Below are 11,758 nucleotides of genomic sequence, written 5' to 3'. Positions count from 1 at the left end.
GCACGCTTGAGTACGGGATACCGGACAGCCCCGCGTCCGCTGGTCCCGGACCCGAGCAGTGAGGAACCATGACAACGTCGCCAGTGGCACCAGGCAAGGCCAGTTCCAAGGTCCCTGCCGCCGAAAACACCCTCAGGATCCTGAAACTGCTGGCCTCGAGGCGGGGCCCTATGGCGGCGTCGAATATTGCCACTGCACTGGGTTTGCCGCGTTCCAGCGTCTATCACCTGTTGGGTGTGATGGAGGCCAACGGCTTCGTTCTGCACCTGCACGAAGAGCAACGGTATGGGCTTGGCATCAGTGCCTTCGAACTCAGTTCCGCATACTCCCGCCAAGAGCCCTTGTCCCGGCTCGGCCGGCCCATGCTCGCGTCGCTGGTGGACGTGATTGGCGAGAGCGCGCACCTCGCGGTGCTCCATGGCCGCGATGTCCTCTACATCGTGGAGGAACGCGCCAAGAACCGCCCCAGTCTGGTGACCGACGTCGGAGTCCGGCTGCCGAGCCACCTCACCGCTTCGGGCCGCGCCATTCTTGCTGCCCTGCCCAAGTCCCAGGTCCGGGCGCTGTACCCCAATGCCGCAGCCTTCGCTGCCCGGCACGAGGTGGAGTCGCCCATCATGAAGTACTCAACGCTTTCCTCTCACCTGGACCAGGTACGCCAGCGCGGCTACGCGACGGAAAACGGTGAAGTGACGCCCGGTTTCGGTTCCATTGCCGTCGCCGTGACGGACCATGTGGGATGGCCGACGGCGGCAGTCGCCGTCACGTTCCTGGAGGACAAAGTCCCTGCTGAGCAATGGCCGGTGCTGGCTGCGCGGATCCGGAAGGCTGCAGACGAGCTCTCGGTCCGGATCCACGGCCGGCCCGCGCAGTAACTTTCCGCCAGGTCCTCCCGGCACGCCAAAGGCGCCAACCAAGCCGGGCTCGGCTGCGTCTGTAATCCCGGACAGCACCACCCCAAAACCCGTTCCAGCCGCGGGATAAAGGGGCTTTAGTAGAGGTAGAAGATCTTTCCACCACACTTTCCCACAGACGAAGGAGTCACCATGGCACCCGCCGATTTCACCACTGGTGCCCGTCCGGTTAAGGCCGCCCGGGGTACTGAGCTCACTGCCAAGTCATGGCAGACCGAGGCGCCGTTGCGCATGTTGATGAACAACCTGGATCCGGAGGTCGCTGAGCGCCCGGATGACCTGGTGGTTTACGGCGGCACGGGCCGTGCTGTCCGGTCCTGGGCCGCGTTTGATGCGATCACCCGGACCCTGGAGACCATGGAGAAGGACGAAACCCTCCTGGTGCAGTCGGGCAAACCGGTGGGTGTGTTCCGCACCCATGAGTGGGCGCCGCGTGTTCTTCTGGCGAACTCGAACCTGGTAGGGGACTGGGCGACGTGGCCTGAGTTCCGCCGCCTCGAGGCTGAGGGTTTGATGATGTACGGCCAGATGACGGCCGGGTCCTGGATTTACATCGGTACCCAGGGCATCCTGCAGGGCACGTACGAGACCTTTGCCGCCGTCGGGAATAAGCTGATTGCCGCCAGGCAGAACACCGCCGGCCACCCGGCACCCGCCGCTGCGGGTTCCTCCGAAGGCCCGCTGGCCGGCACCCTGACCCTGACCGGTGGTTGCGGCGGTATGGGCGGCGCCCAGCCGTTGGCGGTGACGTTGAACGACGGCGCGTGCTTGATTGTCGACGTCGATGAGACCCGCCTGCGTCGCCGGGCCGGCAAGCGGTACTTGGACGAGGTCGAAACGGACCTGGATACGGCCATTGCGAAGGTCCAGAAGGCCAAGGACGAGCGCCGCGGTTGGTCCGTGGGCTACGTGGGCAACGCCGCCGAGGTGTTCCCGGAACTGCTCCGCCGCCACAAGGCCGGGGAAGTGACCTTCGATGTGGTCACGGACCAGACAAGCGCGCACGATCCCCTGTCCTACCTGCCGGAGGGCATCACCGTGGCCGAGTGGCACACCGAAGCTGAGGCGGATCCGGAAGGGTTCACCAAGAAAGCCCAGGCTTCCATGGCCCGCCACGTCCAGGCGATGGTGGAGTTCCAGGACGCCGGTGCTGAGGTGTTCGATTACGGCAACTCCATCCGTGATGAGGCACGTAAGGGCGGCTACGAGCGCGCGTTTGAGTTCCCCGGCTTCGTCCCGGCTTACATCCGCCCGTTGTTCTGCGAGGGCCTTGGCCCATTCCGCTGGGTTGCCCTGTCCGGGGACCCGGAAGACATCGCCGTGACGGATAAGGCCATCAAGGAGCTGTTCCCGGAGAACAAGCACCTGCACAAGTGGCTCGACGCTGCTGCGGACCGGGTGGAGTTCGAGGGCCTGCCGGCACGTATTTGCTGGCTGGGTTATGGCGAACGCGCCAAAGCCGGCCTGCTGTTCAACCAGTTGGTGAAGGAGGGCAAGGTCAAGGCTCCGATCGTGATCGGCCGTGACCACCTGGATTCGGGTTCCGTGGCATCTCCGTACCGTGAGACCGAGTCCATGGCCGATGGTTCGGATGCGATTGCGGACTGGCCGTTGCTCAACGCCCTGATCAACACCTCTTCGGGCGCTACCTGGGTCTCGATCCACCACGGCGGCGGTGTCGGCATTGGCCGTTCCCTGCACGCCGGACAGGTCTCCGTTGCTGACGGAACCGACCTCGCCGCAGAGAAGCTCGAACGGCTCCTGACCAACGACCCCGGCATGGGCGTCATCCGCCACGTCGACGCCGGCTACGACCGCGCCGTCGAGGTCGCCAACGAACGCGGCGTCCGCATCCCCATGAACGAATCCGCAGAGAGCAAGTAAGAACATGACCATTACCTCGAACGAACAGCTCACCGTCACCCTTGGTTCCAGTGGCGTCACTCCGGAAGACGTCGTCGCCGTCGCCCGCCACAACGCCAAGGTCACCATCTCCCAGGACGCCCTGGACAACGTCGCCAAGGTCCGTGCCCACATTGACGACCTCGCCACCAGCGACGTCCCGGCCTACGGGATTTCCACAGGCTTCGGTGCGTTGGCCAACCGCCACATCCCCAACGACCTCCGCACCCAGCTGCAGAAGTCGCTGATCCGCAGCCACGCCGCCGGCATGGGCCCGGCCGTTGAACGCGAAGTGGTCCGCGGCATCATGTTCCTCCGCGCCAAGACCCTGGCTTCCGGCCGCACGGGCGTCCGTCCGGTGGTCCTGCAGACCATGGTGGATGTCCTCAACGCCGGCATCACCCCACTGGTCCGCGAGTTCGGCTCGCTGGGTTGCTCCGGCGACCTCGCGCCGCTGTCCCACTGCGCGTTGGTCCTCATGGGCGAAGGCGAAGCAATGGGTCCCGACGGCGAACTGTACGGAACCGCCGGACAAGCACCTGTTGCTGAGCTGCTCGCGCAGCACGGGATCGAGCCGGTTACCCTCGCCGAAAAGGAGGGCCTGGCCCTCGTCAACGGCACCGAAGGCATGCTCGGCATGCTGCTGATGGCCATCGCCGACATCCGTTTGCTCCTTGCGACGGCGGACGTCACTGCTGCGCTGAGCGTCGAGGCGCTCCTGGGTACGGATCAGGTGTTCCTGCCTGAGCTGCACGCTGCCCTGCGGCCGCACCCCGGCCAGGCTGCCAGCGCGGACAACATGCTCCGCGTACTGTCCAACTCGCCGATCGTCGCGTCCCACCGGATCAACGACACCAAGGTCCAGGACGCGTACTCCCTGCGCTGTGCACCGCAGGTAGCCGGCGCTGTCCGAGACACCGTGGACCACGCCGCACTGGTGGCTTCCCGCGAACTCGCCGCAGCGATCGACAACCCGGTGGTCCTGCCCGACGGCCGCGTTACGTCCAACGGCAACTTCCACGGTGCTCCCGTGGCCTACGTCCTGGACTTCCTGGCCATCGCCGTAGCGGACCTCAGCTCCATCGCCGAGCGCCGCACGGACCGGATGTTGGATCCCGCACGCTCGCATGGGCTCCCGGCCTTCCTCGCCGGAGATCCCGGCGTTGACTCCGGCCTGATGATCGCCCAGTACACGCAGGCCGGCCTGGTATCGGACAACAAGCGCCTGGCCGTGCCCGCATCGGTGGACTCCATTCCGAGCTCCGCCATGCAGGAAGACCACGTGTCCATGGGCTGGCACGCTGCCCGGAAGCTTCGCAAGGCCGTGGAGAACCTTCGCCGCGTACTCGCCGTCGAACTTGTCACCAGCGCCCGCGCCATCGACATGCGGACACAAATGTCCGACGGCGAACTCACCCCGGGTCCCGCCGGTACGGCAGTGCTTGAGGTGCTTCGTGAAGTAGTTCAGGGGCCGGGCACTGACCGTTTCCTGTCGCCGGAACTGGAAGCTGCTGACCGTTTGGTTGGCTCCGGCGCGGTCCGTGCGGCCGCCGAATCCGCCGTCGGGATTTTGGCCTGACGTCGAATAAAACGCTCATTTGATGGGCATATTTGTCACGCCCCGGTCTTTGTTCGCAACGCAAGCACCGGGGCGTGGCAAATGTAGTAAAACTTATGGTGTACGTCACGTCCACGCCAACGATGTCGTGGGCTTGACGGTCAACCGTTACAACTCAATACACAACAGAGAACATCCACAAAGGGGTAGAAGTTCAATGAAGGCACGCGGAGCAGTCCTGTCCAGGCGAAGCGCTCACTCGGCTACGGTTTCGGACTGGAAGACGCTGAACGTTGGCGAGGCGGTGGAAGTGGTCAAGTATGCCCACGTGATCGCGACGGGCCGGGTCGAGGAAGTTTCCGGCAGTGGAAACGTGGTGTGGCTTGAGCATTCCGGCTCGGGCGTCACCGAAGAGGGCAAGGAACTGTTCATGAAGTCAGACGGCGTCACTCTCCGCCGGGCGTAGCTGCAGTTACCGTCGAGGTACTTGTTAAACAGAAACCGGGGCTCGTTCCCTTCCGCGGGTAGTAGATGCGGAAGGGAACGGGCCCCGGTTTTTGGCGTCGCTGCCGGCGATGCGTTGGGGTATCAGGCAGCGAGTACTTCGCGGGTCTGACCGAAGGGAACGGATTCGTCCAGAGCCACGGTGTAGGTGCCGGGCTCGTGCCGGGTCACCAGAATGCCGCAGTTAGCGTCAGCTGCTGCGCTTTCGATCAGGGCATCCACGGCGCGGTCAAGGCCGTCGTGGATCTCGTCTGCCTTGGAAAAGGACAGGCGAATTTCGCGTTCTGCAATCATTGCAGGGGTCATTGGGGGGCCTCCTATTACGTGCCGCATGCGAGGGCGACCCATCAATCATAGTGGGCGGCGCTGAAAATTTGTAAGATGACCGGCAGTCCCGTGATGTGGGTCTCATATGGAGCCTGCGTATGGATGCGTGCTGACGGAGGGAGATCTGCTGTGTGCCCAGGAGACGTGGTGGCGGGATTCGAACCCGCGTACGCTGCTTTGCAGGCAGCTCCCTGGCCTCTTGGGTACACCACGTGCAAACGACACTAGGGTCCGGCAAGTGGGCGTTGCAAAGTTGGTTTCGAAGACTGTCGCCGGGCTACCCAGGGTGTCGGCGCGCTACTGTGTGGTGTCGCCGCGCTACGCGAAAGTTGCCCTGCGTTGCTTCCGGTGACGGACGGGCTCCAGCGGCGCAGCGGCCCCGGGCCCCGCGGGGTCCCTGGCTTCATCCCGCAGGGGAGCGCAGCCGGGCCACTTTGGAAACTCCCGACGCCACCAGCAGTGTGAGAATGGCCGCTGCCATGTGTGTGTATAGAAGGAGATGTACATCCCCGCCACTGCTCGCAGCACCCTCAGGTACGTCCCCCAGGGCCTGCCCTCCGTGGAAGTGGTCGAGGAAACCGTTGCCGGGGAAGTAGCCACCAAAGGCGTCGAATCCGAGGTGCAACAGCTGCTGGGCCACGCCGGAGAGCAGCAGCAACAACAGGGGCCCGTGCACCCATCGGGCGATCAGCTGGGCGGCCAAACAGCCGAGTGCGGCGAAGGCCAGGAGAACGGGAATGGCGGGGGCGCTCCCGCCGGCCACCATGTGCGCCACCAGGCCCAGGGCTACAGCCACCAGGCCGGCCACCCAGGCCCACTTGTCCTGCACAGACGCTGCACGCATCGCCATTCCTTTCCTCCACACAGGCTATGCGGAGGAAGTTCCCGGGAACAGGCCCGGCTAAACGTCTCTCTACACGAGCAGGGTGTTCACCAGGCGTGCTGCGACTTTGGCGGTGCGATGATCTATGTCGAACTCCGGATTCAGCTCCGCGACATCCAGGTGCAGCAGCTTCCCGCTCGCAGCAACCTGGCGGCAGACTGCGCTGATTACCGGCAACGGCACACCGTAAGCAGCAGGGGCGCTCACCCCGGGTGCCACCGAAGCCGGCATCACGTCCAGATCGATGGTCAAGTACAGTACGTCCACCCCGGCCAGGAAGTCGGCAACAAAAATCTCCACAGCCTCGGGCGTGCACAGCTCGTCCGGCAGATACTTCACGCCCAGGCGGTCGGCCGTGTCAAAGAGGGCACGCGTGTTGTTGGGCTCCGAAATTCCGACGACGGCGTACTTCAGTTCCCGTCCGGCGGCCGCTTCTGCGTGGGCCATCTGAAGGAACGGCGTGCCTGAGCTCGGCGTGGGCTCATCGCGCAGGTCAAAGTGGGCATCCAGGTTCAGCACGCCGAGCCTTTTGCCGCGAACTGCTTCAGAACCGGCCACCCCAAGGTAGCTGGCGAACGCGGTCTCGTGGCCGCCGCCCAGCACCACGGTGAGGTTTCCGGCGTCGAGCAATCCCGATATGGCGCGTCCAGCGCGCTCTTGTCCCGACTCCAGTGAGTCGTCCTCCACAACCACATCACCGGCGTCGAACACGTCACGGTCAAGGTGGAACGCCAGCGGCCCCAGCGCTGAACGGATGGCGGCAGGTGCTGCGGCAGCGCCCACGCGGCCCTTGTTGCGGAGGACACCGGCGTCGCTGCAGAAGCCAAGCACGACGGCGGGGCGCGAGGCCGTTGCCGACGCGGAGGACGTGAGGGGTGCTACTGCTTGCCACCAGCGGCGGTGGTCGGTGCCGTCCCCGTCAAAGCGGCCCGTCCAAGGTGTGGGGCTGACGTCGACAGTGGGGATGCTGCTGGTTTCCATGCCTTAAGCACACCCGAAGGCGGGCACTAAAACCAGCGATCCAATCACCCGGGTGTCCGGAATCCCGGACTTCCCTACTTGACCCCCAACAACTCCTCCACAGTTCCGATGCCGAAGAACAGCAGGAAGGCAGCTGCCACGGCCCACATGAGGGGGTGGACTTCACGGGCGCGGCCCTGGAAAGTGCGGATGAGGACGTAGGAGATGAAGCCCGCACCAAGGCCGTTGGCGATCGAGTACGTGAACGGCATCAGGGAAATGGTCAGGAAGGCCGGGATGCCAACGCCCCAGTCCTGCCAATCGATCTTGCCCACCTGCGAAACCATCATGAAGCCCACAACCACCAGGGCCGGGGCTACGGCTTCGAACGGGACAAGGTTGATGAGCGGGGTGAAGAACATGGCCACCAGGAACAGCAAGCCGGTGACGATCGAGGCGAGGCCGGTGCGGGCGCCTTCGCCGATCCCGGCGCCGGACTCGACAAAGATCTGGTTGGAGGAAACCGAAGCGCCGCCGCCCACGATCGCCCCGAGGGCATCGACTTGGAGGACGCGGTCAACGTTGGGGATGTTGCCGTCCTTGTCCACCGTTCCGGCCTCGTTGGCCAGGCCCACCATGGTGCCCATGGCGTCGAAGAAGATGCTCAGCAGGATCACGAACGCCAGGAGTGCCGCGGCGATGAACCCCAAGTGCTCGAAGGCGCCGAACGGGTTGGCCTTGCCAATGAGGGACAGGTCCGGGGCGCCCCACTCCGAAAGGGTGGGGGCAACCAGGGACCAGCCGCGGGGGTTGACGTTCTTGCCGTCAAAGCTGGGGCCGATGTGGAGGGTGAATTCGAGGATGGCGGCCAGTGCAGTGGAAACCACAATGCCGATCAGGATGGCGCCGCGGACCTTGCGGACCACCAGCGCGATGGTCAGGATCAGGCCCACTGCGAACACCAGGGTAGGCCAGCCCATGAGCTTGCCATCCACGCCAAGTCCCAGGGGAACCGTGGTTCCGGCAGCATCCGGAATCCGCCGGACAAACCCTGCATTGACCAGCCCGATCAACGCAATGAAGAGACCAATGCCCACCACGATGGCGGTCTTCAGGGCTTCCGGAACGGCCTTGAACACGGCAGTGCGGAAACCGGTGAGCACCAGGATGAGCATGGTCACACCGGACAACACCACAAGGCCCATCATGTCCGGCCAGGTCAGTTGCGGGTGCGAGGCCACTGTTACGGCGACGAACGCGTTGACGCCCAATCCTGTTGCCACGGCGAACGGGTGCTTTGCCCAGGCGCCCATGAGGATGGTCAGGATGCCCGCTACGAACGCCGTGGTGGCGGCGACGGCGGTGAATCCGAGGGACGCCCCGCTCGAATCAGCCCCGGAGAGGATCAACGGGTTCAGCACCACGATGTAGCTCATGGCGAAGAACGTCGCGAAGCCGCCACGAATTTCCCGTGAGTACGTGGATCCACGTTCAGTAATTTTGAAGTAGCGGTCTACTGCCGAACCTTGTTTAAGCATGAAGGACTCCGGGGATCGAGGGGAGTGTGCTTTCAAATCCTATGCGGTCCGGTAAAGGGCCTCCGGACGATTCGCCTAGTCTGTAAGGAAGCCAACACTAGGAGAAACCGCCCCATGCGTACCATCCGCCCGCTTCTGGCCGCCGTCGTCGCCGCTCTTGCCTTCGCCTCTGCCCTGCTGTTTTCCGCGGCCCCGGCATCTGCCCACGACGTCGCAGAATCCACGACGCCGGCCAACGGCACAGTGGTGGCGGAAGTTCCGGCGTCGGTCTCCATAACGTTCAACAACCGGCCGCTCGCGATCGGTTCGGGCGTGACGGTCACGGCGGCCGGCGAAAACTGGGCCGACGGCCCTGTGGAAATCATCGACAACCAGGCCGTTCAGAAGCTGCGCGAAGGCGCTCCCGCCGGCGAATATACGGTCGTGTGGCGCGTCGTCAGCAGCGATTCCCACCCCATCGAGGGCACCTTTACGTTCACCGCCACCGCAGGAAGCACGACGCCGGGTGGCTCGGCAGGTGCCTCGCCGTCGGCCCCGGCTTCATCCTCCGCAGCTGTGCCCACCGCAGGAACCGGGGCGCCGGGAACGGGCAAGAGCGAGCCTGCCGCCGACGCCTCCCAGCCCTTCCCCTGGAGCATTGTTGGGCTGGCAGTGGTTGCTGTTGGTCTCGTTATTTTTCTGGCTGTTACTGCACGCCGGAAACTGGCTGCGTCAAACGACTCTGAGGGCGATTCCGCCGCGGAATAACGGGGTTTTCTACGTAGCTGCGAAGATCTCGAAATGGTCACCGCGACACGCCAGAGGCGCGGTTCTCGTTACTTAAATGTGACTTCGGCGTGATCATCGCGTAGGGTTGTACCTGTGCCTGTTCCACGTAGCGGGCACTTCCGGCCTGATTGCCTAGCTCTGCCGCAGTCCGGAATCCGTTCGCAGACAAACCTTACGGCAGAGACGGGGAACCCATTTTAGGTCGCTTTCGAGCGTGCCTTGGGGTGAAGTCACGAAGCTTCCGCGTAACAGCGGGGCGTAGTGGCCGGGTGACTCCCATCCGAATCCGACAGCTAACCTCGCAGGCATCGGGAGAGGCTCTTTCATGTCTTCACGCATTCTTCGCGGCCGTCGTAAGGCGGACAGCGTACGTCCTAATCCGTTCATCTCGATCTCCAAGGCAGTCGCCAGCAACGCTTCCGGCGCTGGCCGCCAGGCAGCTGTCATCGCAGCAGCCTCTGGCCTTGTCCTGACCGGCTCCATTGCTGCCCACGCAGCTGAAGCTCCGGTTCAGCGGGACTCCAGCCCCGCCACGGTCGCTGAGACCGTTTCCGAGGCTCCCACCCAGGTTGTGACCGCACTGGCCACCGCCACCGTCAACTTCGAGCGTCCTGCTGTTGCTTCCGTAGCAGCTCCGGTCATCGAAAAGCCGGCTCCGGTTGCTCCGGCTCCCGTCGCCAAGAAGGCTGCAGTCACCACCGCAGCTGCAACGGCTCCTGTTGCCAAGGCTGCTGCTGCCGCTCCGGCCGCCGCTGCTCCTGCTCCTGCAGCAGCTGCTGCCCCGGCTGTCGGTGGCGTCAACGCTGCCATGGTTGCCTCGGCTTACGCCCAGATCGGCATCATGCAGGACTGCACCGCCATGGTGGAGCGGGCCCTCGGTTCCGCAGGCATCCCTGTTGGCGACCTCGGTCCCATGCAGTTCATGAACTACGGCAAGGTTGTCAGCTCACCCCAGCCCGGTGACATGATCGTCCAGTCCGGCCACGTTGCCATCTACATCGGCAACGGCCAGGCAATCAGCGGTGGCATCAACGGCAACCAGACCGGTATCCACCCGATCAGCTGGTTGACTGCTACGGGTCCCCTGACCTACGTACGCGCTGGCGCATAAAGCCTCACGCTTCAGTTCAAAGGCCGGTGTCTTCGAAGAACCAATCTTCGAGGACACCGGCCTTTGGCGTTAAGTTATGTGAGTAAAAGTTCAGAGTCAGGTTCGACGCCGGTAGGGCGCGCCATGAATCCCGGCGCAGGCGGGGCCTTCTTCGCCCAAACGGCGCTTCAGGGGCGGCCCCGGAGCCATTGTCCGCTAAGCGGTGGCTATGCCCGGCCCTGCGGCAAGGGCGACCCTGGATGAGATCGTCTGGCCTACGGCCTTTGCCTGCCGAAGCACTTCCTTCGGTGTGGGCGTGATGAGTTCGCCGACTCCGACGAGGTGCATTCCGACAGCCCGCATGGCCGCGGCCAGGTTCTGGCCGATCGCTATGCCCAGTTCCGCCAGCATGCGGCGCAACTGGCTCTGCGCACAGCGTGTCACCACAATGTGGTCGGCCAAAAGGACGCCGCTGGCAGTGTGCACAGCCCATTGGCGGCGCGTGGATTCCAAGGGGCCGGAGGCGTGGAGCCCTGTCCTGAGGCCGGCAGTGGTCATACTGGCGGCCAGGCCGTAGCCAATCTGCTGGGAGGGGTCCGAGCCCAGGAAATCAAGGCGCACCGCCCGTGTGGTGCTGCGGACGTCCAAGTGATGGCTGGCGGCGTAGTTCCGCAGGTGGCGGAGGATCTCGTTGCGTTCCTGCATGGCTGCGGGATCGCCGGCATCACAGCGTTGAAGCATGCCTGTGTGGACTGAAGGGCCAGTTGCCGACAACGCACCGAACCCGTCCACCACTATGGAGCCCACGCCGTAGCGGCTGAGCTCACTGGCAACTGCCAAGCCGGACAGGCCGGCTCCGATGACCACGGTGGTGGTGCGTTCCGTGGCGGAATCAGGCGTGAGTGACACTGCTTGGTTCCTCCTTGACGTGTGTGCCGTTCGGCATCGCGTGGGCTCGCGTCCGAGTCCCCAAGCGGCCGCAAATAAATGGCCGGAGTGTGGTTTGGAACACGTTTGCCGGCCATTCGGTGACTCGAACACTACCGAACTTTTTCTGCCATGGATAGCCTCGGACGTCTGCGTGTTTCCGGTGTTCATCCGCAGCGCAAAATGGGGTCGCGGCAACCGAGCCCGGACCGTTATGCACATAGCCCAAAGTCGCCTTGATTCGGCGGTGCCGACCGAGAATAGTGGGCCTTGGGAGGAGGAATTACCAGGTTTCTTCTGCCCCGGCCATTGACAATGAAGCCGTGAGGGAATCCGTGGTGGAGAACCTCTGGCAGAATGGCCGGAACATCAAGCAGCAGGTGGAAG

Annotated in this window: 11 protein-coding genes, 1 tRNA gene and 1 riboswitch; of the genes, 6 read left to right on the top strand and 6 right to left on the bottom strand. The window is 64.2% G+C overall.

The genetic code is table 11. From position 1 onward, the window contains the following. Positions 1-68: 68 nt before the first annotated feature. The 4 genes from AC6JA3_RS19600 (at position 69) to AC6JA3_RS19585 (ending at position 4,840) form a co-directional block, all read left to right on the top strand. Positions 69-875 (top strand): IclR family transcriptional regulator, encoded by an 807-nt coding sequence (locus AC6JA3_RS19600; RefSeq protein ID WP_497920530.1) that lies wholly within the window; start codon positions 69-71, stop codon positions 873-875. A gap of 171 nt (positions 876-1,046) precedes the next feature. Then, complete coding sequence (gene hutU / locus AC6JA3_RS19595) at positions 1,047-2,798, top strand: urocanate hydratase (protein WP_347782035.1); 1,752 nt, start codon at positions 1,047-1,049, stop codon at positions 2,796-2,798. Between the two features lie 4 nt (positions 2,799-2,802). Further along, a complete protein-coding gene (hutH, locus tag AC6JA3_RS19590) occupies positions 2,803-4,395 on the top strand; it encodes a histidine ammonia-lyase (RefSeq protein WP_026542072.1) in 1,593 nt (530 codons plus the stop codon). Positions 4,396-4,591: 196 nt separating this feature from the next. Then, on the top strand, positions 4,592-4,840 hold the full coding sequence (locus tag AC6JA3_RS19585) for a hypothetical protein (protein ID WP_347782034.1): 249 nt from the start codon (positions 4,592-4,594) through the stop codon (positions 4,838-4,840). A gap of 122 nt (positions 4,841-4,962) precedes the next feature. On the opposite strand, the gene AC6JA3_RS19580 is transcribed toward AC6JA3_RS19585, so the two are convergent. The 5 genes from AC6JA3_RS19580 to AC6JA3_RS19560 all read right to left on the bottom strand — a co-directional run bounded on the left by AC6JA3_RS19580 (position 4,963) and on the right by AC6JA3_RS19560 (position 8,586). Further along, entirely contained in the window at positions 4,963-5,184 is a 222-nt protein-coding gene (locus AC6JA3_RS19580) for a hypothetical protein (RefSeq protein WP_026542070.1), read from the bottom strand. Between the two features lie 163 nt (positions 5,185-5,347). Then, a tRNA-Cys gene (locus AC6JA3_RS19575) sits at positions 5,348-5,418 on the bottom strand. A 190-nt stretch (positions 5,419-5,608) separates the two neighbouring features. After that, entirely contained in the window at positions 5,609-6,049 is a 441-nt protein-coding gene (locus AC6JA3_RS19570) for a hypothetical protein (RefSeq protein ID WP_347782033.1), read from the bottom strand. 69 nt (positions 6,050-6,118) lie between these two features. Next, on the bottom strand, positions 6,119-7,069 hold the full coding sequence (hutG, locus tag AC6JA3_RS19565; RefSeq protein WP_347782032.1) for a formimidoylglutamase: 951 nt from the start codon (positions 7,067-7,069) through the stop codon (positions 6,119-6,121). Positions 7,070-7,143: 74 nt separating this feature from the next. Further along, positions 7,144-8,586, bottom strand: coding sequence for an NCS2 family permease (locus AC6JA3_RS19560; protein WP_026542068.1), 1,443 nt, complete (start codon positions 8,584-8,586; stop codon positions 7,144-7,146). A gap of 114 nt (positions 8,587-8,700) precedes the next feature. Here AC6JA3_RS19560 and AC6JA3_RS19555 point away from each other — a divergent pair, with 114 nt between their 5' ends. Next, positions 8,701-9,333, top strand: a complete 633-nt coding sequence (locus AC6JA3_RS19555; RefSeq protein WP_347782031.1) for a copper resistance CopC family protein — start codon at positions 8,701-8,703, stop codon at positions 9,331-9,333. Between the two features lie 174 nt (positions 9,334-9,507). Next, positions 9,508-9,676: riboswitch (cyclic di-AMP (ydaO/yuaA leader) on the top strand. 3 nt (positions 9,677-9,679) lie between these two features. Next, a complete protein-coding gene (locus AC6JA3_RS19550) occupies positions 9,680-10,465 on the top strand; it encodes an NlpC/P60 family protein (RefSeq protein WP_026542066.1) in 786 nt (261 codons plus the stop codon). A gap of 195 nt (positions 10,466-10,660) precedes the next feature. On the opposite strand, the gene AC6JA3_RS19545 is transcribed toward AC6JA3_RS19550, so the two are convergent. After that, positions 10,661-11,353 (bottom strand): NAD(P)/FAD-dependent oxidoreductase, encoded by a 693-nt coding sequence (locus tag AC6JA3_RS19545; protein ID WP_347782030.1) that lies wholly within the window; start codon positions 11,351-11,353, stop codon positions 10,661-10,663. Positions 11,354-11,758 lie beyond the last annotated feature (405 nt).

This window comes from Arthrobacter sp. TmtSoilC79 (assembly GCF_059739405.1).
This window is presented reverse-complemented; position numbering and strand designations above follow the sequence as displayed.

Bases quoted from the DNA above. Each gene is read 5' to 3' on its own strand.
- hutG (WP_347782032.1), bottom strand. From the start codon at position 7,069: ATGGAAACCAGCAGCATCCCCACTGTCGACGTCAGCCCCACACCTTGG.
- AC6JA3_RS19550 (WP_026542066.1), top strand. From the start codon at position 9,680: ATGTCTTCACGCATTCTTCGCGGCCGTCGTAAGGCGGACAGCGTACGT.
- hutU (WP_347782035.1), top strand. From the start codon at position 1,047: ATGGCACCCGCCGATTTCACCACTGGTGCCCGTCCGGTTAAGGCCGCC.
- AC6JA3_RS19560 (WP_026542068.1), bottom strand. From the start codon at position 8,586: ATGCTTAAACAAGGTTCGGCAGTAGACCGCTACTTCAAAATTACTGAA.
- AC6JA3_RS19580 (WP_026542070.1), bottom strand. From the start codon at position 5,184: ATGACCCCTGCAATGATTGCAGAACGCGAAATTCGCCTGTCCTTTTCC.
- AC6JA3_RS19600 (WP_497920530.1), top strand. From the start codon at position 69: ATGACAACGTCGCCAGTGGCACCAGGCAAGGCCAGTTCCAAGGTCCCT.
- hutH (WP_026542072.1), top strand. From the start codon at position 2,803: ATGACCATTACCTCGAACGAACAGCTCACCGTCACCCTTGGTTCCAGT.
- AC6JA3_RS19570 (WP_347782033.1), bottom strand. From the start codon at position 6,049: ATGCGTGCAGCGTCTGTGCAGGACAAGTGGGCCTGGGTGGCCGGCCTG.
- AC6JA3_RS19585 (WP_347782034.1), top strand. From the start codon at position 4,592: ATGAAGGCACGCGGAGCAGTCCTGTCCAGGCGAAGCGCTCACTCGGCT.
- AC6JA3_RS19555 (WP_347782031.1), top strand. From the start codon at position 8,701: ATGCGTACCATCCGCCCGCTTCTGGCCGCCGTCGTCGCCGCTCTTGCC.